This is a genomic window from Pseudomonas sp. IT-P176 (assembly GCF_949767245.1).
Taxonomy (GTDB): Bacteria; Pseudomonadota; Gammaproteobacteria; order Pseudomonadales; family Pseudomonadaceae; genus Aquipseudomonas.
On the sequence record NZ_CATKPN010000035.1, the window covers coordinates 409,419 to 429,862 of the forward strand.

The 20,444-nt window shown below is 63.1% G+C and carries 14 protein-coding genes and 1 pseudogene; 10 read left to right on the top strand and 5 right to left on the bottom strand.

Annotation, left to right across the window (positions count from 1 at the left end; translation table 11 throughout):
- The first annotated feature begins 26 nt into the window (after positions 1 to 26).
- The 7 genes and pseudogenes from ACM6IP_RS07960 to ACM6IP_RS07990 form a co-directional block, all read left to right on the top strand.
- Positions 27 to 2,297, top strand: coding sequence for a heavy metal translocating P-type ATPase (locus ACM6IP_RS07960; protein WP_095164635.1), 2,271 nt, complete (start codon positions 27 to 29; stop codon positions 2,295 to 2,297).
- A 16-nt stretch (positions 2,298 to 2,313) separates the two neighbouring features.
- Positions 2,314 to 3,177, top strand: coding sequence for a LysR family transcriptional regulator (locus ACM6IP_RS07965; RefSeq protein ID WP_095164633.1), 864 nt, complete (start codon positions 2,314 to 2,316; stop codon positions 3,175 to 3,177).
- Between the two features lie 657 nt (positions 3,178 to 3,834).
- Positions 3,835 to 4,911, top strand: coding sequence for a putative 2-aminoethylphosphonate ABC transporter ATP-binding protein (locus ACM6IP_RS07970; RefSeq protein ID WP_320333219.1), 1,077 nt, complete (start codon positions 3,835 to 3,837; stop codon positions 4,909 to 4,911).
- Positions 4,911 to 6,635, top strand: coding sequence for a putative 2-aminoethylphosphonate ABC transporter permease subunit (locus tag ACM6IP_RS07975; RefSeq protein WP_414861239.1), 1,725 nt, complete (start codon positions 4,911 to 4,913; stop codon positions 6,633 to 6,635). The genes ACM6IP_RS07970 and ACM6IP_RS07975 overlap by 1 nt, the downstream gene beginning before the upstream one ends.
- 49 nt (positions 6,636 to 6,684) lie before the next feature.
- Positions 6,685 to 7,710 (top strand): putative 2-aminoethylphosphonate ABC transporter substrate-binding protein, encoded by a 1,026-nt coding sequence (locus ACM6IP_RS07980; RefSeq protein WP_414861240.1) that lies wholly within the window; start codon positions 6,685 to 6,687, stop codon positions 7,708 to 7,710.
- A 91-nt stretch (positions 7,711 to 7,801) separates the two neighbouring features.
- Positions 7,802 to 8,935, top strand: coding sequence for a TIGR03364 family FAD-dependent oxidoreductase (locus ACM6IP_RS07985; protein WP_414861241.1), 1,134 nt, complete (start codon positions 7,802 to 7,804; stop codon positions 8,933 to 8,935).
- A pseudogene (locus tag ACM6IP_RS07990) lies at positions 8,935 to 9,489 on the top strand (phosphonate degradation HD-domain oxygenase); the annotation flags it as partial. The gene ACM6IP_RS07985 and the pseudogene ACM6IP_RS07990, both read left to right, overlap by 1 nt.
- Before the next feature lie 28 nt (positions 9,490 to 9,517).
- Here ACM6IP_RS07990 and ACM6IP_RS07995 read toward each other — a convergent pair.
- Both ACM6IP_RS07995 and ACM6IP_RS08000 read right to left on the bottom strand, forming a co-directional pair.
- Positions 9,518 to 10,903, bottom strand: a complete 1,386-nt coding sequence (locus ACM6IP_RS07995; protein ID WP_095164620.1) for a DUF3482 domain-containing protein — start codon at positions 10,901 to 10,903, stop codon at positions 9,518 to 9,520.
- On the bottom strand, positions 10,896 to 12,266 hold the full coding sequence (locus tag ACM6IP_RS08000) for a DUF2868 domain-containing protein (RefSeq protein ID WP_095164619.1): 1,371 nt from the start codon (positions 12,264 to 12,266) through the stop codon (positions 10,896 to 10,898). The genes ACM6IP_RS07995 and ACM6IP_RS08000 overlap by 8 nt, the downstream gene beginning before the upstream one ends.
- Before the next feature lie 85 nt (positions 12,267 to 12,351).
- Between ACM6IP_RS08000 and ACM6IP_RS08005 the strand changes: the two genes are divergently transcribed.
- A complete protein-coding gene (locus ACM6IP_RS08005; protein WP_095164617.1) occupies positions 12,352 to 12,864 on the top strand; it encodes a dihydrofolate reductase in 513 nt (170 codons plus the stop codon).
- Positions 12,865 to 12,983: 119 nt separating this feature from the next.
- On the opposite strand, the gene ACM6IP_RS08010 is transcribed toward ACM6IP_RS08005, so the two are convergent.
- Entirely contained in the window at positions 12,984 to 14,375 is a 1,392-nt protein-coding gene (locus ACM6IP_RS08010) for an L-cystine transporter (protein ID WP_159998436.1), read from the bottom strand.
- 241 nt (positions 14,376 to 14,616) lie between these two features.
- Here ACM6IP_RS08010 and ACM6IP_RS08015 point away from each other — a divergent pair, with 241 nt between their 5' ends.
- Complete coding sequence (locus ACM6IP_RS08015; RefSeq protein ID WP_095164613.1) at positions 14,617 to 15,672, top strand: phosphorylcholine phosphatase; 1,056 nt, start codon at positions 14,617 to 14,619, stop codon at positions 15,670 to 15,672.
- Between the two features lie 182 nt (positions 15,673 to 15,854).
- On the opposite strand, the gene ilvD is transcribed toward ACM6IP_RS08015, so the two are convergent.
- Both ilvD and ACM6IP_RS08025 read right to left on the bottom strand, forming a co-directional pair.
- Positions 15,855 to 17,696: a dihydroxy-acid dehydratase gene (gene ilvD, locus ACM6IP_RS08020; RefSeq protein ID WP_414861242.1), complete on the bottom strand. Its 1,842-nt coding sequence runs from the start codon at positions 17,694 to 17,696 to the stop codon at positions 15,855 to 15,857.
- Between the two features lie 523 nt (positions 17,697 to 18,219).
- Positions 18,220 to 19,416: a class I SAM-dependent rRNA methyltransferase gene (locus ACM6IP_RS08025; protein ID WP_095164601.1), complete on the bottom strand. Its 1,197-nt coding sequence runs from the start codon at positions 19,414 to 19,416 to the stop codon at positions 18,220 to 18,222.
- A 143-nt stretch (positions 19,417 to 19,559) separates the two neighbouring features.
- Here ACM6IP_RS08025 and ACM6IP_RS08030 point away from each other — a divergent pair, with 143 nt between their 5' ends.
- Positions 19,560 to 20,429 (top strand): HDOD domain-containing protein, encoded by an 870-nt coding sequence (locus ACM6IP_RS08030; protein ID WP_095164599.1) that lies wholly within the window; start codon positions 19,560 to 19,562, stop codon positions 20,427 to 20,429.
- The last annotated feature ends 15 nt before the right edge of the window (positions 20,430 to 20,444 follow it).

The window sequence follows — 20,444 nt, forward strand, 5'->3', positions numbered from 1 at the left end:
ACAGGCACCTACATGGACGCGACCTGATGAGCGATTCCCAGCACACCCACAAACCCGGTACTGCGCATGAGCACAATCATGGGGCAACACTTCAGCCGGTAAAAAAACACGACCACGCCAGCCACGCCGGCTCCTGCTGCTCCAGCGCCGCAGCGCCGGCACTGGTGCGGATCAGCGAGGCGCCCACCGACGGTGCGCGCCTGAGCCGTTTCCGCATCGAGGCCATGGACTGCCCGACGGAACAGACGCTGATCCAGAACAAGCTCGGCAAGCTGGCCGGCGTGCAGCAACTGGAGTTCAACCTGATCAACCGGGTGCTGGGCGTGACCCACGACCTGCCAAGCACGGCGCCAATCATCGAGGCGATCAAATCCATCGGCATGTTGGCCGAGCCGATCGAAGACGGCGCGCAGGCGGATGACAGTCGCGCGGCGCCGGTGAAAAAGCCCTGGTGGCCGCTGGCGCTCTCCGGCGTCACGGCACTGGCCGCCGAAGTGATCCACTTCACCAGCGCTGCGCCGACCTGGGTGGTGGCGCTGGTCGCGCTGGTGTCGATCCTCAGCGGCGGTCTGGGCACCTACAAAAAGGGCTGGATTGCCCTGAAGAACCTCAACCTGAACATCAACGCCCTGATGAGCATCGCGGTGACTGGCGCCGTGCTGATCGGCCAGTGGCCGGAAGCGGCGATGGTGATGTTCCTGTTTACCGTGGCCGAGTTGATCGAAGCCAAATCCCTCGACCGCGCGCGCAACGCCATCAGCGGCCTGATGCAGATGACCCCGGAACAGGTCACCGTGCAGCAGCCTGACGGTTCGTGGGTCGAACGAGAGGCTAAAAGTGTCGAACTGGGTGCGTTGGTGCGGGTCCGCCCGGGTGAGCGCATTGGCCTGGACGGCGAAGTAGTTGCCGGCAACTCGACCATCGACCAGGCGCCGATTACCGGGGAAAGCCTGCCAGTCGAGAAGACGCTGGGCGATAAGGTGTTTGCCGGCACCATCAACCAGGCCGGCGCACTGGAGTACCGGGTGACCGCGGCCGCCAACAACTCGACCCTGGCGCGAATCATCCACGCCGTGGAAGAAGCCCAGGGCGCGCGTGCGCCGACCCAGCGTTTTGTCGACAGCTTCTCGAAAATCTATACCCCGGTGGTATTCGTCTTTGCCCTGGGCGTGGCGCTGATCCCACCGTTGTTCATGGGCGCGGCCTGGTTCGACTGGATTTACCGCGCGCTGGTGCTGCTGGTGGTGGCGTGCCCTTGTGCGCTGGTGATCTCCACCCCGGTAACCATCGTCAGCGGCCTGGCGGCGGCTGCGCGCAAAGGCATCCTGATCAAGGGTGGCGTGTACCTGGAGGGCGGCTACAAGCTCGACTTCCTGGCCCTGGACAAGACCGGCACCATCACCCATGGCAAGCCGGTGCAAACCGACTACCTGGCACTGGACCCCGCGGTCGAGAGCCGTGCTCAGGTGCTTGCCGCCAGCCTCGCCGGACGCTCCGACCACCCGGTATCGCTGGCCATCGCCAAGGCAGCTGTGGATAAACACTTGAGCCTGCTCGCTGTGGATAACTTCGCAGCCCTGGCCGGTCGCGGGGTGCGCGGCGAGATCGACGGCCAGGTCTACCACCTGGGTAATCATCGCCTGGTGGAAGAGCTGGGCTTGTGCTCGCCGGCGCTGGAAGAGCGACTCTTCGCCCTGGAAGAACAAGGCAAGACCGTGGTCCTGTTGCTTGATGCCTCGGGCCCGCTCGCCCTGTTTGCCGTCGCTGACACGGTCAAGGAGTCCAGCCGCGAGGCCATTGAGCAGTTGCACGCACTGGGGGTGAAAACCCTGATGCTGACCGGCGACAACCCGCACACGGCACGGGCGATTGCCGCCCAGGTGGGCATCGACCAGGCCCAGGGTGACTTGCTGCCGACCGACAAGCTCAAGGCGATCGAGGCCTTGTATGCCCAGGGGCACCGAGTCGGCATGGTCGGCGACGGGATCAACGACGCGCCGGCGCTGGCCCGGGCGGAGATCGGTTTTGCCATGGCGGCGGCCGGTACCGATACCGCCATCGAGACCGCTGATGTCGCCTTGATGGACGACGATCTGCGCAAGATTCCTGCGTTTATCCGCCTGTCTCGCCAGACTTCCCATATCCTCACGCAAAATATCGCCCTGGCCCTGGTCATCAAGGCGATCTTTCTTGGGGTAACCTTCTTCGGGCTGGCCACTATGTGGATGGCAGTGTTTGCCGACATGGGCGTGGCCCTGCTGGTGGTGTTCAACGGTCTGCGCCTGCTGCGCAAATAAATCAAGAGAGGCTGATGTGCTGAGTGCCGAGCTGAAGGCTTTTTACATGGTCGCGCGTTTGGGCAGTATTACCCTGGCGGCGAAAAAGCTCGGCCTGAGCCAACCTACGGTGACCACCCAGATTCGCCACCTGGAGAGCCAGTATTCGGTCGAGTTGTTCTACCGCGGCGGGCGCCGCCTGACCGTCAGCGAGGAGGGTGCGCGCCTGCTGCCCATGGTCAAGACGCTGCTGCAGCAGGAAGCCGACATCGAGTTTTTCCTGCGCAACAGTGGTCAGGTCCAAGGTGCATTGCGCATCGCGGCGACTGCGCCGTACTACATCCTCGACTTGGTGAAAACCTTCCGCGAGCGGCTGCCCCAGGTGGACGTTTCGGTGGAAATCGGCAACTCCCAGCAGGTTCTCGAAGCGTTGGAGGAGTACCGGGTGGACCTGGCCGCGTCCTCGCAACTGGTGGAAGACGCCCGCCTGATCCGCCGGGTGTTGGGCACCGACCCATTGGTGCTGGCCGTGCACCGCAACCATCCGCTGGCGGTGCACGATCACGTGCCGCTGAGCGCCTTGGCCGGGCATACCTTGTTAATGCGCGAGAGCGGCTCGACCACCCGCCGCCTGACCGAAGAATTGCTCGCCAGTGCCGGGGTGAGTTTTGGCCCCCTGCTGGAAATCGGCAGCCGCGAATCGATTCGTGAGGCGGTGCTGCGCAATATCGGCATCAGCATCATCGCCCGCCAGGAAGTGCCCCATGACCCGCAACTACGGGTGTTGAGCATCGAGAACGCGCCGCAGATCGCGGAATACCTGTATTGCCTCAAGGAGCGCAAGAACGCGCGGTTGCCGGCGGCGTTTCTTGGCTTGGCGCAGGAGATGGCGCCGGCCTGAGTTCTCCTGTGCCAGGGCTGCCTCATCGCGAGCGAGCGCTCCGACTTGGTTTGGTTTTGTGGGTGTATCCGTTGCTGCGGTAACGGCGGCTATTGGTTCCGCCCTTACGGCGGGTCACTTGGAAAAGCCCCAAGTAACCAAGGGCTCTTGCCCCTGACGTACGGCCCCTCGCTAAGGCTCGGGGTACCTTCGCTACGGTGCCCATCAGGGGGCATCGCCTCCGGTTTGCTTCGCTGCACCTCCTCTCGATGTATGCGGCTTCGCCGCACGGCGCTACGCGCCTCCCCCCAGATGGACACCTTCGCTCAGCCTGCCGATGGGGCGGGTGGATGAAGAGCAAAAGCACGGCGACCTGCCGGTCGGCCTGAGTGGTAAGGGCGGGCGAGGCGGCCTACCGGCCGGCCTGCTTTTTTTTGGTGTTCACTACCCTGTGGGAGCGAGCTTGCTCGCGATGGCGATTTGCGCCACACCACAAATCTCGGCGTGTACAACTCTCCTCTGTGGGAGCGAGCCGGGCGGCGCTCCATTTGATCGCGATGGCTGACTCACTTGAACCAAAATCCCCCAATACCACTATCAGCGGTTTTTGCCTCACTGCCACACGAACTACGCATTCGCTCCCTAGGATGGCCGACATCTGCTTGATGAGGTCCGTCCATGAACCACTCGAATGCAACTGCCCAGGTATTTCCCGGCACCCCGATGAAGGTGCGCGGTATCGAGAAGCGCTTCGGCGCATTCACCGCGCTGGATAACGTGTCGCTGGACGTGCAGGCCGGTGAGCTGGTGTGCCTGCTCGGCCCCTCGGGCTGCGGCAAGACCACATTATTGCGCTGCATTGCCGGCCTCGAGCGCCAGGATCGCGGCGAGTTGTACCTGGGTGATCGTGACGTATCCCTACTGGCCCCACAGGCGCGGGACTACGGGATTCTGTTCCAGTCCTACGCGCTGTTCCCCAACCTCAGCGTCGAAGCCAACATTGCCTACGGCCTGGCCGGCAGTGGTCGCGAGCAAGTGCGTCAGCGGGTGGCGCAGATGCTTGAGCTGGTGGGCCTGACCGGCAGCGAAAAGAAATACCCCGGCCAGTTGTCTGGCGGCCAGCAACAGCGCGTGGCGCTGGCTCGGGCCCTGGCGCCGGCACCTTCACTGTTGCTGCTGGACGAGCCGATGTCGGCCCTCGATGCCCGGGTTCGCGAGCATCTGTGCACTGAGTTGCGCCAGCTGCAGCGCAGCCTGGGCATCACCACCCTGATGGTGACCCACAACCAGGACGAGGCCATGCTGATGGCCGACCGCATTGCCGTGATGAACAACGGCAAGGTCGAGCAGTACGCCACCCCGCAGGAAATCTATAACCGCCCGGCTACCCCATTCGTTGCCGAGTTCGTCGGCCAGGGCAACTGGTTGCCGTTCCAGCGCAGCAGTGACAGCCACGCCCAGGTCGGCGGGATGCCCGTGCGCCTGGCCGATAACAGCGGCAAGGCCGCGTCCGGCCGGCTGTTCTGTCGCCCGGAAGCCGTCAGCGTCAACCCGCTGGTGCATGAGGAAAACCTGTTCCCGGCCAAGGTGCGCGAGATCACCTTCCTGGGCAATCGCTGCCGCATGAGCTTTGAGCTCAACCATCTTCCGGGCCATGCGTTGCTCGCCGAACTGGCGCCCGAAGCCATGCCGCGCCTCGGTGCCCAGGACATCATGGTTGCCTTGCCTCCGCGCAGCCTGCAGGTGTTTGCCTGATGAGCACGCAGATGGCCCTGCCGATTCCGCACAAGCAGGTTCGGCAGACTTCCCGAGCCCAGATCGGCGATCGGATTTTTGTGCTCGGCGGCAAGGTCCTGCTCCTGTGCCTGCTCAGCGTCGCGGTGTTGATGCCGTTGCTGGCGATCTTCTGGCGTGGCTTCAGCAACGATGCCGGGCAGGGCGGTGGCCTGGTCGCCGCCCGCGAGCTGCTGACCAGCGCCAACTTTCACTGGCTGCTCGGCAACAGCCTGAAAGTGTCCCTCAGCGTCGCGGCCATCGTGGTCCCGCTGGCCTACCTGTTTGCCTACGCCCTGCAACGCACGTTGATTCCCGGCAAGCCTGTCTGGCGCGGCCTGTCGCTGCTGCCGCTGATGGCGCCGTCGATGCTGCCGGGTATTGCGCTGGTCTACCTGTTCGGTAACCAGGGCCTGTTGCGGGGGCTGCTGTCGGACAATATCTACGGTTTTTGGGGCATCGTGCTGGGCGAGGTGATCTACACCTTTCCCCATGCCTTGATGATCTTGCTGTCGGCGCTGTCCCTGGCGGATGCGCGGCTGTTCGACGCCGCTTCGAGCATGGGCGCCAGTCCGTCCAGGGCCTTTCGCAGCATCACCTGGCCGGCGACCCGCCAGGCCGTGTTCGCCGCGTTCTGCCTGGTGTTCACCCTGACCATCACCGACTTCGGCGTACCGGTGGTGGTCGGTGGCGACTATCAGGTGTTGGCGCTGGAAGCCTACAAGGCGGTGGTCGGTCAGCAGCAATTCGGTCGCGGTGCGCTGATCGGTATGGTCCTGTTGGTGCCGGCACTGCTCAGCTTTGCGGTCGATGCCTGGTTGCGTCGCCGCCATGGCGACTCCATGAGCGGCCGGGCGCAAGTCTTCCAACCGGCGCCTTCGCGGCTGCGTGATGGCTGTTACCTGGGCATCGTGCTGGTGATCTGCGCTGTGCTGTTACTGGTGTTCGGCATGGCGGTGTACTCCTCGCTGGTGAAATTCTGGCCGTACAACCTGTCGTTGTCGCTCAAGCACTATCAGTTTGGCGACACCGCCGGTGGTGGCTGGCTGGCCTACGGCAATAGCGTGAAGATGGCCCTGTGCACGGCGTTGATCGGCAGCGGGCTGATTTTCACCGGCGCCTACCTGATGGAAAAAACCCGTGGCCAGCGTGGCCTGAACCTGGCGCTGCGCATGCTCAGCTTCGTGCCGATGGCGGTGCCGGGCTTGGTCCTGGGCCTGGGCTACGTATTCTTCTTCAACCTCAACGGCAACCCGCTGCATGTGTTCTACGGCACCATGACCCTGCTGGTGGTATGCACCATTGCGCACTACCTGACCACCGCCCAAATGACCGCCACTACCGCGCTGCGCCAACTCGACGCCGAGTTCGAAGCTGCCGCGCTGTCGCTCAAGGCGCCGCTGTACCGCCACTACCTGCGCGTCACCGTGCCGATCTGCCTGCCGGCGTTGCTGGACATCGTGCGCTACCTGTTCGTCTCGGCCATGACCACCGTCTCGGCGGCGATCTTCCTCTACAGCCCCGACACCATCCTTGCGGCGGTGGCGGTGCTGAACATGGATGACGCCGGCAACGTCGGCGGCGCGGCCGCCATGTCGACCCTGATCCTGTTCACCTCGGCGGGCGTGTCCTTGCTCCTGGCCTGGGCTTCGCGCGGTTTGCTGCGGCGCTCCCAGGCCTGGCGCCAGACCGCGCCCGGCAACTGAATCGACCCAACCCACAACCCTCTGATCCGCACCTGAAAGGAACCGCACCATGTTCAAGCCCTTGGCTCTAGCCGCTGCTGTCCTCACTGCTTTCAGCATGAACGCCTTCGCGGCGAAAACCGAACTGACTGTCTACACCGCACTGGAAGCCGAACAGCTGAAAACCTACAAGCAGGCGTTCGAAGCGGCCAACCCGGATGTCGAGATCAAGTGGGTACGTGACTCCACCGGCATCATCACCGCCAAGCTGCTGGCGGAAAAAGCCCGTCCGCAGGCGGATGCAGTCTGGGGCCTGGCGGCGTCGAGCCTGGCGATCCTCGATCAGCAAGGGATGCTGCAAAGCTACGCGCCGAAGGAGCTGGGCAAGATCGGCGGCAACTACCGCGATGCCGCCAACCCGCCAGCCTGGGTGGGCATGGACGTGTGGGCCGCGACCATCTGCTTCAACACCGTGGAAGCCGAGAAGCAGGGCCTGAGCAAGCCGGTGAGCTGGCAGGACCTGACCAAGCCTGAATACAAAGGCAAGATCGTCATGCCCAACCCGGCGTCCTCGGGTACCGGTTTCCTTGACGTCAGCGCCTGGCTGCAGACCTTTGGCGAGAAGCAGGGCTGGCAGTACATGGACGACCTGCACCAGAACATTGGCCAGTACGTTCACTCCGGTTCCAAGCCCTGCAAGCTGGCGGCCGCCGGGGAATTCCCGATCGGCATTTCCTTCGAATACCCGGCCGTGCAGTTGAAGCGCCAGGGCGCACCGCTGGACATCGTCCTGCCGAAAGAGGGCCTGGGCTGGGAAATCGAAGCCACCGCGGTCATCAAGGGCACGCCCCATGAAGCGGCTGCGAAGAAACTCGCCGACTTCTCCGCAAGCACCGCGGCAATGGAGCTGTACAAGGAAAACTTCGCCGTGCTCGCCCAGCCTGGCATCGCCAAGCCGCAGACCGAGCTGCCGGCCGACTACGAGCAGCGCCTGATCAAGAACGACTTCGCCTGGGCCTCGAAAAACCGCGATGAGATCCTGACCGAGTGGCGCAAGCGGTATGACGGCAAGTCCGAGAAAGTGGCAGCCAAGTAAGCTCTCTATTGGCTGAGGGGCCCTATCGCGGGCAAGCGGAGCGCCGCCCCGCTTGCCCGCGAAGGCGGCTTTGAATTCAGGACATTTCTTAATGACACAACACAACGACCTGCTGATCGTCGGTGCCGGCATTCTCGGGCTGTCCCACGCCTATGCCGCTGCCAGGCGCGGGCTCAAGGTCAGGGTTTTCGAGCGCAGCGCTACGCCTTTGGGCGCCTCGGTGCGCAACTTTGGCCAGGCGTTGGTCACCGGCCAGCCGCCCGGCCAGATGCTCGAGCTGGCCAAGGCCAGTCGCGAGATCTGGGGCCAATGGGCGCAGCTTGCCGGCTTGCAGCTCAAGCGCAACGGCTCCTATTTGTTTGCCCGCACCGAAGCTGAAGAGCAGCTGTTATCAGCCTTCTGCGAAGGCCGCGCGATCGAGCACGGTTACCGCGTCGAACTGCTGCGCGGCGCGGCATTGCGTGACCTGTATGGCGGCCAGTTCAGCCATCATCGCGCGGCGTTGCATGGCCTGGACGATCAGCAACTGTATTCCCGCGAGGCCATCCCGGCCTTGATCGACTACCTGCGTCGGGAGTTGGCGGTCGAGTTCCACTTCTCGACCCTGGTGCGCGACGTCGAACCCGGGCGGGTGCACAGCACTGCGGGCAGCTTCAGTGGCGAGCAGATCATTGTCTGCTCCGGTCACGACTATCAAACCCTGCTGGCCGAGCCCATTGCCGCGCTCAAGCCACAGGTCTGTCGCTTGCAAATGCTCCGCGCCCGGCCGCTGATCGACCTCAACCTGCAACACGCCTTGCTCACCGGATTGAGCTGCGTGCACTACGGCGCTTTCGCCGACTTGCCGCAAGCGCAGGCCGTGCAGGCGCAGATCCTGCGTGAGACCCCGCACCTGCATGAACAGGGCATTCACCTGTTGATCAGCCCGACACCCCATGGCGAACTGATCATCGGTGACTCCCACCATTACGGCAGCGATCCGTCGCCGTTCAATGCCGAGCAGGTGGATGACTGGATGCTCGAACTGGCCGAGCAAACCCTGGGTTGCAAGGTGCAGGTGGTCGAGCGCTGGCAGGGCGTCTATGGTGCTCAAGGGCCTACGCCCTTTTCGTTTCTGCAGGCCGCACCCGGCGTGCATGCGGCGTTGATGCACACCGGTGTGGGCATGAGTGTCGGGCCGGCGATGGGCGAACGTAATCTCAAGGCGATATTGGGGGAGCACTGATGGATCGCAATGAGCAGGTGATTGCCGAGGTGTTCGGCTTGTACGAGCGCTTCGGTGCCAGTGACTACATCGGCGAGCCGGTGTCGCAGATCGAGCACATGTCCCAGGCGGCGGAGCTCGCCATGGCCGAGGGCTTCGACGATGAAGTAGTGCTGGCGGCGTTCTTCCACGATATCGGGCACATCTGCACCGAGAATGCCGAGAACATGGGCGGCTTCGGGGTGGTCAGCCACGAACGCCTCGGCGCCGACTACCTGCGTCGCCTGGGTTTTGGTGAGCGCATGGCGCGGTTGGTGGAGTATCACGTGCAAGCCAAGCGTTACCTGACGCTGACCGAGCCTGGGTACTACGAGCGCCTGAGCGAAGCCAGCCGTCGCACGCTGGAATATCAGGGCGGGGTGATGACACCCGCCGAAGCCGAAGCGTTCAAGCAGGACCCACTGTGCGCTGTCAGTTTGCGCATGCGCCAGTGGGATGAGCAGGCGAAGGAGATGCAGGTGCCGGTAGTCGACCTGGACGTTTTAAAGGGGAAGGCGTTGCAGTTACTGGCAGCTGCTACAGGTTTTGGCCAATGCGCAGAGGTTATTCCCCGATCACCTTCTGCGCCAACAGCTCCACCTGCTCCTGGCGCTCGGCCTGGCTCAACTTGCCATGGGGATTGAGCGACGACCATTGTGGATGCGCCCGGGCTTTGTTCAAGGCTTCGGGCAGCTTACCTTCGCGCCAGCCTTTATCCTGCGGCGTATCCACCTTGATGCTGTCCATCGCGGCATGCCCGCGCTGGTCGAGGGCCAGCACCAGTTGGCGCTGGCGCAGTGCCAATAGGCGCAACACGCTGTCATCGACGGTCAATTCGCGTTGCCCCTTGATCTTGCCCAGCAAACGACTGCCATAACTGCGTGCGGTTTGCAGGGCGCCGCCGGCAATGGCGCCGGCCAGCGCGGCTGCGCCGAGGGTCAGGCCGCCCACCAGCAGGTCGACGCCTGCCCCGGCCGCCGCTCCTGCAGCGATCCCGCTACCGACTCGCACTCCCAGTTGCTTGAGGGTTTCGGGGTTGAACAAATCATCGCCCCAGCGTCCGTCCAGCAGCGGCAAATCGCTGGCCGCCGCGTCCTGCGGGCGGAAGGCGTAGAGCTTGAGCAGCGCTTCGACGCAGCGCTGTTCGCGCTGGCGTACGGCTTTGCGCAGGTCGCTGATGGCCTGCTGTTCCTGCCCGGCGTCACTGGCCACGCTGCGGCGGCAGGCGGCGCAGTCGATCAGCAGTTCAGCGATCAAGCGGGCGGCACTTTGCTGGCGCGCCAGGCGTTGCGCCTGCTGGTCGGCGATCAGGCGCTCGAGTTGCCCGCGCGAGTTCTCCAGCATCAGCGCCAGGCTTTCATACAGCCGGCGTTCGCCGTCTTCCGGCGGCGCGACACTGTCAAAGCGCACCAGCGCATGCAGCCCCAGGCGCGCCAGGGCTTCACGCCAATCCGGCTCGCGATGGTCGGCGCTGCTGACGAAATTCAGCACCGGCAGCAGCGGCTTGCCGCAGCTGGCCAGCACCTGCAGTTCGTCGCGGTACTTGGCCAGCACCGGTTCGCGGGCATCGATCACATACAGCCCGGCGTCGGATGCCAGCAGTTGGCGCAGCACCTTGGCTTCCTGCTCAAAGCGCTGGCGCGCCTCGCTGCCGTCGAGGAAACGCGCCAGGCGCTCAGGGCCGTCGAGGCGTTCGCCGGGGCGTTCCAGGTGTTCGAGGTAGTCGAGCAGGGCGATCGCGTCTTCCAGGCCGGGCGTGTCGTAGAGCTCCAGCAGGGCCTGGCCATCGACCGACAAACGCGCGCCTTCGACATGCCGGGTGGTGCTGGGGCGATGGGACACTTCGCCAAAGCCGACATCCCGGGTCAGGGTGCGCAACAAGGAGGTTTTGCCGACGTTGGTGTGGCCGACTACGGCGAGCTTCAGCGGTTTTGGTTGAGCATCAGTCATGACCCGACTCCAGCCAGTTCATCGGTGCGCAATCGGCGAAGGGCAAGCCCAATTGCTGCAGGGCGGCATGCCAGTCCCCCAGGCGGTCGGCGTCCAACGCCTGGCCGGGCGGTGCCTGCAGCAGCCAGACACGGGTGGCGCTGGCGCTCTGGGCCAGTTCGGCGATCAGCGCCAGGCTGCCGCGATCCGGAGAGCGCCGGGGGTCGCACGCGATCAGCAGGCGGGCCGGCGGGAAGCGGGTCAGTTGTTCGAGAAGCTTTTGCCGCGACTCGCGGCTGTCGAGGATCCCGGCATCCTTGACGTTCTTCGCCAGGGCCGGCGGCCACGGGCGCTGGTCGTCCAGCTCGATGGCTACCAGCAGCGCGCCGTCACTGTGCAGGGCGCTGCTCGCGCTTTCGACCTGATGCAGGCGCTCTGGCGCGGCATCGCTGACACCAAGGCGCTCGCTGCTGGGCATCAGGCGTTCACGCAATTGGGCATAGCCGGGCAATTTCAGGTCCAGTTGCAAGCCCGCGCGGCCACGGTTCCAGCGCCACAGGCACAGCAGGGTCAGCAGCAGGCGCGGTAATGCACCGTACACCAGCACCACGCCGACCAGCCAGCCGGCCCAGGCTTGGCGGGCGCTTTCAAGGTTCAGGGCGGCGTCACCGCTGGCGCGGATCATCTCTTCGGTAGGCACGCTGAACCCCAGCAGCGCAGGCAGAGCACCGAGGGCCTGGGTCAGGGCGACGAAGGTTTCGCCGCTGAGGATGGTGGTCTCCCAGACAAACCCGTAGCGCCGGGTCGCCATCAGCGTCAGGACCATGACCAGGGCACTGAGCATCACCACCAGCCACAGGCCATTGACCAGCAGGCCCAGCAACCAGCGATTGAGTTTGTGCCGTTGTAGCAACAGCAGCAGTGCCGGGGCCAGGTGGGCGGCCTTGGCATCGCGGGCGAGTTTTTCACTGAGCCACAGCCACAGGCGCCCGAGGGTGGCGCCGTAGTCGGCGGCGAGGATCAGCCCCGAGGCCCAACTGAGCAGCAGAATCAGGTTCAGCCCGAGCAGGCTGCCCAGGGCCCAGAACACATTGACCGGAGCCTGGCCATCGCCCAGGGCGGCAAATGCCAGGCCGGCGCCACTGAGGATCGCCAGCACGGCCAGGACCAGCAGTGCCAGGCGCGCGCCTTGTAGCCAATGGCGCAGGGCCGCGGTCAGGCCATCGCGTTCGGCCAGCCAGTGTGCACGGGCCTGGATGCGGCTGGGCAGGTCGCCACCGGCATTGCGGGCCAGACGGTTGGCTTGCGAATCCTCCAGGGCGCCGGCGTGTTCCTCGCGCAGACGGATGGTTTCGGTTAGCCAGAGTGTGTGTAGATCAGTCACGCGTCATCCCGTCGCTTAAGTGAGTGCTGAGCATAACCGCTGTGGCGCTTATCGGGGAAAGCGAGGCTCTGGTATCCTCCTCGCCATGAAAAAAACACTCCCCCTCAGCCTGATCGCAGCCCTCGGTGAAAACCGCGTGATCGGCGTCGACAACAGCATGCCCTGGCACTTGCCGGGGGATTTCAAATACTTCAAGGCCACTACCCTGGGTAAGCCGATCATCATGGGTCGCAAGACCTGGGATTCTCTCGGTCGCCCGCTGCCGGGGCGGTTGAACATCGTGGTCAGTCGCCAGGCCGACTTGCAGCTGGAGGGCGCCGAGGTCTATCCGTCGCTGGAGGCCGCCGTCGAGCGAGCGCAGGAGTGGGCGCTGGAACAAGGTGTCGATGAGCTGATGCTGATTGGCGGTGCGCAACTGTATGCGCAAGGATTGGCCCAGGCCGATCGGCTGTACCTGACCCGCGTGGCGCTGAGCCCCGAGGGTGATGCGTGGTTTCCGCAGTTTGAGTTGAACCAGTGGAAGCTGGTGTCGAATGTGCCGAATCCGGCCGAAGGCGACAAACCGGCGTACAGCTTCGAAATTTGGGAAAAAGCCTAAAAGCATCGCGGGCAAGCCCGCTCCCACATGGGTCTTGGTCGAACACAAATATGTGTTCACCGCAGATCCCTGTGGGAGCGGGCTTGCCCGCGATGAGGCCCGCTCAGCCGCTCAAAGACTCAAGCGTGCGCCAACTCCTCATGCTCATCAGCCAGCAGCACGTCTTTATCCGTCTGCTGCATGATCTGGCTGGTAATTGCCCCGGCCGTCATTGAACCACTGACGTTCAGCGCCGTGCGGCCCATGTCGATCAGCGGCTCGACGGAAATCAGCAACGCCACCAAAGACACCGGCAAACCCATGGCCGGCAACACGATCAGCGCGGCGAAGGTTGCGCCACCGCCGACCCCGGCCACCCCGGCCGAACTCAACGTCACAATCGCCACCAATGTCGCGATCCACAGCGGGTCGAGCGGGTTGATGCCCACGGTCGGGGCGACCATCACCGCCAACATCGCCGGATAGAGACCAGCGCAGCCGTTCTGGCCAATGGTGGCGCCAAACGAAGCGGCGAAGCTGGCGATCGACTGCGGAATCCCCAGGCGGCGGGTTTGCGCTTCGATGCTCAGCGGGATGCTCGCGGCGCTGGAGCGGCTGGTGAAGGCGAAGGTCAGTACCGGCCAGACCTTGCGGAAAAAGCGCAGCGGGTTGATCCCGGCCAGCGCCACCAGCAGGCCGTGGACTACAAACATCAGGCCCAGGCCCAGGTACGACACCACCACAAAACTGCCGAGCTTGATGATGTCCTGCAGGTTGGAACCGGCGACCACTTTGGTCATCAGCGCCAGCACACCGTAGGGGGTCAACTTCATCACCAGGCGTACCAGGCGCATCACCCAGGCTTGCAGGGTGTCGATGGCGTTGATCACTTTCTGACCTTTTTCCACGTCATCCTTGAGCAGTTGCAGGGCTGCAATACCGAGGAAGGCGGCAAAAATCACCACGCTGATGATCGACGTCGGCTTGGCCCGGGCCAGGTCGGCGAACGGGTTCTGCGGGATGAACGACAGCAGCAACTGCGGCACATTCAGGTCGGCAACCTTGCCCGCGTAGTCGCTCTGGATGGTTTGCAGGCGCGCCATTTCCTGGGTGCCGGCCACCAGGCCTTCGGCGGTCAGGCCGAACAGGTTGGTCAGGCCGATGCCGATCAGCGCCGCGATAGCGGTGGTGAACAGCAGGGTGCCGATCGTCAGGAAGCTGATCTTGCCCAGGGAGGACGCGTTGTGCAGCCTGGCAACAGCACTGAGGATCGAAGCAAATACCAGGGGGATCACGATCATTTGCAGCAATTGCACGTAACCGTTACCCACCAGGTCGAACCAACTGATGGAGGCTTTGAGCACTGGATTGCCGGCACCGTAAATCGTGTGCAAGGCCACGCCAAACGCCACGCCCATGACCAGTGCCAGCAGCACTTTCTTGGCCAGGCTCCAGGTGGTGTGGCGGGTTTGTGCCAGGCCAAACAGCAAGGCCAGGAACACCAGCAGATTGAGGATCAGCGGCAGATTCATCGAGACTCCAAAAAAGACTTGTGCCAATCGCCTCGCGGGGCAATTGCGAACCGGCAAGCCTAACAGCTTGATATCTATAAAATTAATACCAAAAACGCATGGTGACTGTCGTTTTTGGAATAAGGAGCTGACGCTGTCGGTTATGCCGGTGACGGAATCAGCACGCAAGCGGTCGTGCTCAGACGAGGACAGTCATGCAGATTTGTTAGCGTCGATGGCTTTCATTCAGGGAGAAATGCACATGAAAGTCGCTACGCAAGTGTTAGCCGTCGCCATGTGCCTGGGCCTTGCCGGCCAGGTGTTCGCCACCGATCTCAAACATTGGCCCCAGGCACAGGCCAAGCAACTGGACGCGATGATCGCGGCCAACGCCAACAAGGGTAACTACGCGGTGTTCGACATGGACAACACCAGCTACCGCTACGACCTGGAAGAGTCGCTGTTGCCGTTCATGGAAAACAAAGGCCTGATCACCCGCGAGAAGCTGGACCCCTCCCTGAAACTGATCCCGTTCAAGGACACCGCCGAGCACCAGGAAAGCCTGTTCAGTTACTACTACCGGCTGTGCGAGCTCGATGACATGGTCTGCTACCCATGGGTCGCCCAGGTCTTTTCCGGTTTCACCCTCAAGGAACTCAAGGGCTACGTCGACGAGTTGATGGCCTCCGGCAAGCCGGTGCCTAGCACCTATTACGAAGGCGACGTGGTCAAGACCATCGAGGTCAACCCGCCGAAGATCTTCACCGGGCAAGCCGAGCTGTACAACAAGCTGATGGAAAACGGCATCGAGGTCTACGTGATGACCGCCGCCTCGGAAGAGCTGGTGCGCATGGTCGCCTCCGATCCCAAGTATGGCTACAACGTCAAACCGCAAAACGTAATCGGCGTGACGATGCTGCTCAAGGATCGCAAAAGTGGCGAACTGACCACCGCGCGCAAGCAGATCACCGCCGGCAAGTATGACGAGAAGGCCAACCTGGGCCTGGAGCTGACCCCATACCTGTGGACCCCTGCGACCTGGATGGCCGGCAAGCAGGCCGCCATCCTGACCTACATCGACGAGTGGAAAAAACCAGTGCTGGTGGGCGGCGACACTCCGACCAGCGACGGCTACATGCTGTTTCACAGTGTCGACGTGGCCAAGGGCGGCATCCACCTGTGGGTCAACCGCAAGGACAAATACATGGCCCAGATCAACGGCATGATGGCCAAGCACGCTGCGGCCCAGGCCAAGGAAGGGCTGCCGGTGACGGCGGACAAGAACTGGGTGATCGTCAAGCCGGAGGAAATCCAGTAAGGATTTGCTTCACTGTAGGAGCGAGCCTGCTCGCGATGGTCGTCAACGATAACGCTGGAAGCCTGATACCCCGCGGTGCTCTCAGGTTTTTCGCGAGCAGGCTCGCTCCTACAGTTGACCGGATGTTGTCCAAAAAAATACCCCGCACTTGGCGGGGTATTTTTTTGTTCGACGGTTAAGCCTTACAGCCCGTCGAGCATCGCCTTGTTACGCACTGCACCCTTGTCGGCGCTGGTGGCCAGCAGGGCGTAGGCTTTCAGTGCAGTGGTCACTTTGCGTGGGCGCACTTCAACCGGCTTCCAGCCTTTCTTGTCCTGCTCGACGCGGCGTGCCGTCAGTTCTTCATCGCTGACCAACAGGTTGATCGAGCGGTTGGGAATGTCGATCAACACTTTGTCGCCATTCTGCACCAGGCCAATCGCACCGCCGGCAGCGGCTTCTGGCGAAGCGTGGCCGATGGACAGGCCCGAGGTGCCGCCGGAGAAGCGACCGTCGGTGAGCAGGGCGCAGGCTTTGCCCAGGCCCTTGGACTTGAGGTAGGAGGTCGGATAGAGCATTTCCTGCATGCCCGGGCCGCCTTTCGGGCCTTCGTAACGGATGATCACGATATCGCCGGCCTGCACTTCATCCGCGAGGATGCCGCGTACGGCGCTGTCCTGGCTTTCGAAGATCTTCGCGTTGCCTTCGAACACGTGGATCGACTCGTCGACACCGGCGGTTTTCACCACGCAGCCGTCCAGGGCGATGTTGCCGTACAGCACGGCCAGGCCGCCTTCTTGCGAATAGGCATGCTCGACACTGCGGATGCAGCCGTTTTCACGGTCGTCGTCCAGGGTTTCCCAGCGGGTCGACTGGCTGAATGCGGTCTGGGTCGGGATGCCCGCCGGGCCGGCCTTGAAGAAGTGGTGCACGGCTTCGTCGGTGGTCTGGGTGATGTCCCACTTGGCGATGCCTTCGGCCATGGTCTTGCTGTGCACGGTCGGCAGCTCGGTGTGCAGCAGGCCGCCACGGGCCAGCGAGCCTAAGATCGAGAAGATCCCGCCGGCGCGGTGCACGTCTTCCATGTGGTACTTCTGGATGTTCGGCGCGACCTTGCACAGTTGCGGTACGTGGCGCGACAGGCGGTCGATGTCCTTCAGGTCGAAGTCGATCTCGGCTTCCTGGGCTGCGGCCAGCAAGTGCAGGATGGTGTTGGTGGAACCGCCCATGGCGATGTCCAGCGTCATGGCGTTTTCGAACGCCTTGAAGTTGGCGATATTGCGCGGCAGTACCGAGTCGTCGTTGTCACCGTAGTAGCGTTTGCACAGTTCGACGATGGTGCGCCCGGCTTGCAGGAACAGCTGTTCGCGGTCGCTGTGGGTGGCCAGGGTCGAGCCGTTGCCCGGCAGCGCGAGGCCGAGGGCTTCAACCAGGCAGTTCATCGAGTTGGCGGTGAACATGCCGGAGCACGAGCCGCACGTCGGGCAGGCGCTGCGCTCGTACTCAGCGACTTTCTCGTCAGAAGCGCTGGAGTCGGCGGCGATGACCATGGCGTCAACCAGGTCCAGGCCGTGGGAGGCGAGCTTGGTCTTGCCGGCTTCCATCGGACCGCCGGAAACGAAGATCACCGGGATGTTCAGGCGCAAGGCGGCCATCAGCATGCCGGGGGTGATCTTGTCGCAGTTGGAGATGCAGACGATCGCGTCGGCGCAGTGGGCGTTGACCATGTACTCGACGGAGTCGGCGATGATCTCGCGGCTCGGCAGCGAATAGAGCATGCCATCGTGACCCATGGCGATGCCGTCATCGACTGCAATGGTGTTGAATTCCTTGGCCACACCGCCAGCGCGTTCGATCTCGCGGGCAACCAGTTGACCCAGGTCCTTGAGGTGCACGTGGCCCGGGACGAATTGGGTAAAGGAGTTGGCAATGGCGATGATCGGCTTTTTGAAGTCGTCATCTTTCATCCCCGTGGCGCGCCACAGAGCGCGAGCACCGGCCATGTTGCGACCGTGGGTGGATGTTTTCGAGCGGTAATCTGGCATGAAGCACTCCGGGCGGCTAATCAGGTATCAAAAGGGAAGTGAGCTTCTATTGACGTCTGGAACACTCAGAAATAGCCGGGTGTCCGGAAGTTGCCGAGAACTTTGCGGGATCGCCGCGCGCTTCAGCTTGAGCTCATAAACCCGCCGGGGGATGACTGGCGATGAATCGTTCGATTCTACACCGCTGGCGGCTGGAGGGAATGGCTGCAAGCATTCACAGGACGCGTGGAAAGACGCAATCCTGTAGGAGCGAGCCTGCTCGCGATGGTCGTCAACGATAACGCAGGCATTCAGGATGAACCCAGCGCTCTCGAGACCATCGCGAGCAAGCTCGCTCCCACAATGGATGTGCTCACAACACAAAATGCGTGACCGACTCCAAACCCTGGAGCGAGCCTGCTCGCGATGAGTTCAATGACACCGCGGGGTATCAGGTTCCCCGCGTTATCGTTGACCCGCATCGCGAGCAAGCCGCAAGCGGGCGCCGCAAGCGGGTGCTCGCTCCTACATAGGTTTTGCGTTATCAGCTGTTGGGAAGCAGCCGGCAGGTGATGCTCTTGATGTAGCGGGTTTCAGCAATGGCCGGGTGTACCGGGTGGTCCGGGCCCTGGCCGCCGCGTTCCAGCAGCTGGATGTTGCGGTCCAGGTGGCGGGCGCTGGTCAGCAGGATGTTTTGCAGGTCATCTTCGGGCAGGTGCATCGAGCACGAGGCGCTGACCAGGATGCCGTCCTTGTTGAGCAGGCGCATGGCTTGCTCGTTCAGGCGACGGTAGGCGCCTTCGCCGTTCTTCATGTCTTTCTTGCGCTTGATGAACGCCGGCGGGTCGGCCACGATCACGTCGAAACGTTCTTCGCTGGCTTTCAACTCTTTCAGGGCTTCGAATACGTCGCCCTCGATGCAGGTCATTTTGTCGGCAAAGCCGTTCAGCGCAGCGTTGCGCTCAACGCCGTCGAGGGCGAAGGCCGAGGCGTCGACGCAGAACACTTCGCTGGCGCCGAATGCGGCAGCCTGCACGCCCCAGCCACCGATGTAGCTGTACAGGTCCAGTACACGCTTGCCTTTGGCGTACGGGGCCAGGCGGGCGCGGTTCATGCGGTGGTCGTAGAACCAGCCGGTTTTCTGGCCCTGAATGACCGGCGCTTCGAATTTCACCCCGTTCTCTTCCAGGGCGACCCACTCCGGCACCAGGCCGAACACGGTGTCGACGTAGCGCTCGAGGCCTTCGGCGTCGCGCGCGGCGGAGTCATTCTTGAACAGAATGCCGCTCGGCTTGAGCACTTGGGTCAACGCGGCGATCACGTCGTCTTTATGGGTTTCCATGGTCGCCGAGGCGATCTGCACCACCAGGATGTCGCCGAAACGGTCGACTACCAAGCCCGGCAGCAGGTCGGAATCGCCGTAGACCAGGCGGTAGAACGGCTTGTCGAACAGACGCTCGCGCAGCGACAGGGCGACGTTCAGGCGGTGCACCAGCAGTGACTTGTCCAGTGGCAGCTTGATGTCGCGCGACAGCAGACGGGCGCAGATCAGGTTGTTCGGGCTCATGGCGACGATGCCCAGCGGCTTGCCACCGGCGGCTTCCAGGATCGCCTGGTCGCCGGCCTTGAAGCCGTGCAGCGGGGTGGCGGCTACGTCGATTTCGTTACTGTAGACCCACAGGTGGCCGGCGCGCAGGCGACGGTCGGCATTGGCTTTGAGGCGCAAGCTTGGCAGGGACATGACGTCGCTCCAGAAAAAAGAGCGGGAGTATACCCTGTTGCGCAGCCGTTGGCGGGCTCACCGGATGGACTGCGGGAGCGGTTTGAGGTGTCGGCAACCTGCGCTTAAGGGGTAGAATCGCCGCCTGCCCAGAGTGAGTACTTATGTCCCAAGAGCTATCTTCCGAACAGATTCAGCAGGCCCTGCAAGGCATCAGTGTTCCGCCCCAACCGCAAATCATGGTGGATTTGCAGATGGAGCAGTACATGCCGGACCCGGACCTTGAAGTGATCGCGAAGCTGATCTCCCAGGACCCGGGTCTCTCCGGCGCGTTGTTGAAAATCGTCAACTCGCCGTATTTCGGCCTGAGCAACAAGATTGCCTCGATCCAGCGGGCGGTGAACCTGTTGGGCAGCCGCTCGGTGATCAACATGATCAACGCGCAGTCGATCAAGGGTGAGATGAATGACGACACCATCGTCACCCTCAACCGTTTCTGGGACACGGCGCAGGACGTGGCCATGACCAGCCTCAGCCTGGCCAAGCGCATCGGCTCGCAAGCGGTGGACGAAGCCTATGCCCTGGGGCTGTTCCACGACTGTGGCGTGCCGCTGATGCTCAAGCGCTTCCCCAACTATATGGCAGTGCTGGAACAGGCCTATGCCAACGCCGGCGTCGATTGCCGGGTGGTGGACACGGAAAACCATGCGTTCAACACCAACCATGCGGTGGTCGGCTACTACACGGCAAAGTCCTGGCGCCTGCCGGAACATGTCAGCCACGCTATCGCCAATCATCACAATGCCCTGGCGATCTTCAGCGATGAGTCCTCGCGCAACAGTCAGTTGAAGAACCTGCTGGCGATCCTCAAGATGGCGGAACACATCTGTGCCTCGTATCGGGTCCTGGGCAACCAGACCGAAGACCACGAGTGGGACAGCATCGGTCACCTGGTGCTCGACTATGTCGGCCTCTCGGACTACGACTTCGAGAACCTCAAACAGACGATCCGTGAACTCGGCGCGCACCATTGAGCGCCGGACCTTTCC

What these genes read in the sequence shown, in the direction of transcription:
- ACM6IP_RS07975 (WP_414861239.1), top strand. Translation starts at nt 4,911, where the DNA reads ATGAGCACGCAGATGGCCCTGCCGATTCCGCACAAGCAGGTTCGGCAG.
- ACM6IP_RS07980 (WP_414861240.1), top strand. Translation starts at nt 6,685, where the DNA reads ATGTTCAAGCCCTTGGCTCTAGCCGCTGCTGTCCTCACTGCTTTCAGC.
- ACM6IP_RS07995 (WP_095164620.1), bottom strand. Translation starts at nt 10,903, where the DNA reads ATGACTGATGCTCAACCAAAACCGCTGAAGCTCGCCGTAGTCGGCCAC.
- ACM6IP_RS07960 (WP_095164635.1), top strand. Translation starts at nt 27, where the DNA reads ATGAGCGATTCCCAGCACACCCACAAACCCGGTACTGCGCATGAGCAC.
- ACM6IP_RS08030 (WP_095164599.1), top strand. Translation starts at nt 19,560, where the DNA reads ATGTCCCAAGAGCTATCTTCCGAACAGATTCAGCAGGCCCTGCAAGGC.
- ACM6IP_RS08015 (WP_095164613.1), top strand. Translation starts at nt 14,617, where the DNA reads ATGAAAGTCGCTACGCAAGTGTTAGCCGTCGCCATGTGCCTGGGCCTT.
- ACM6IP_RS08005 (WP_095164617.1), top strand. Translation starts at nt 12,352, where the DNA reads ATGAAAAAAACACTCCCCCTCAGCCTGATCGCAGCCCTCGGTGAAAAC.
- ilvD (WP_414861242.1), bottom strand. Translation starts at nt 17,696, where the DNA reads ATGCCAGATTACCGCTCGAAAACATCCACCCACGGTCGCAACATGGCC.
- ACM6IP_RS07970 (WP_320333219.1), top strand. Translation starts at nt 3,835, where the DNA reads ATGAACCACTCGAATGCAACTGCCCAGGTATTTCCCGGCACCCCGATG.
- ACM6IP_RS07985 (WP_414861241.1), top strand. Translation starts at nt 7,802, where the DNA reads ATGACACAACACAACGACCTGCTGATCGTCGGTGCCGGCATTCTCGGG.
- ACM6IP_RS08010 (WP_159998436.1), bottom strand. Translation starts at nt 14,375, where the DNA reads ATGAATCTGCCGCTGATCCTCAATCTGCTGGTGTTCCTGGCCTTGCTG.
- ACM6IP_RS08025 (WP_095164601.1), bottom strand. Translation starts at nt 19,416, where the DNA reads ATGTCCCTGCCAAGCTTGCGCCTCAAAGCCAATGCCGACCGTCGCCTG.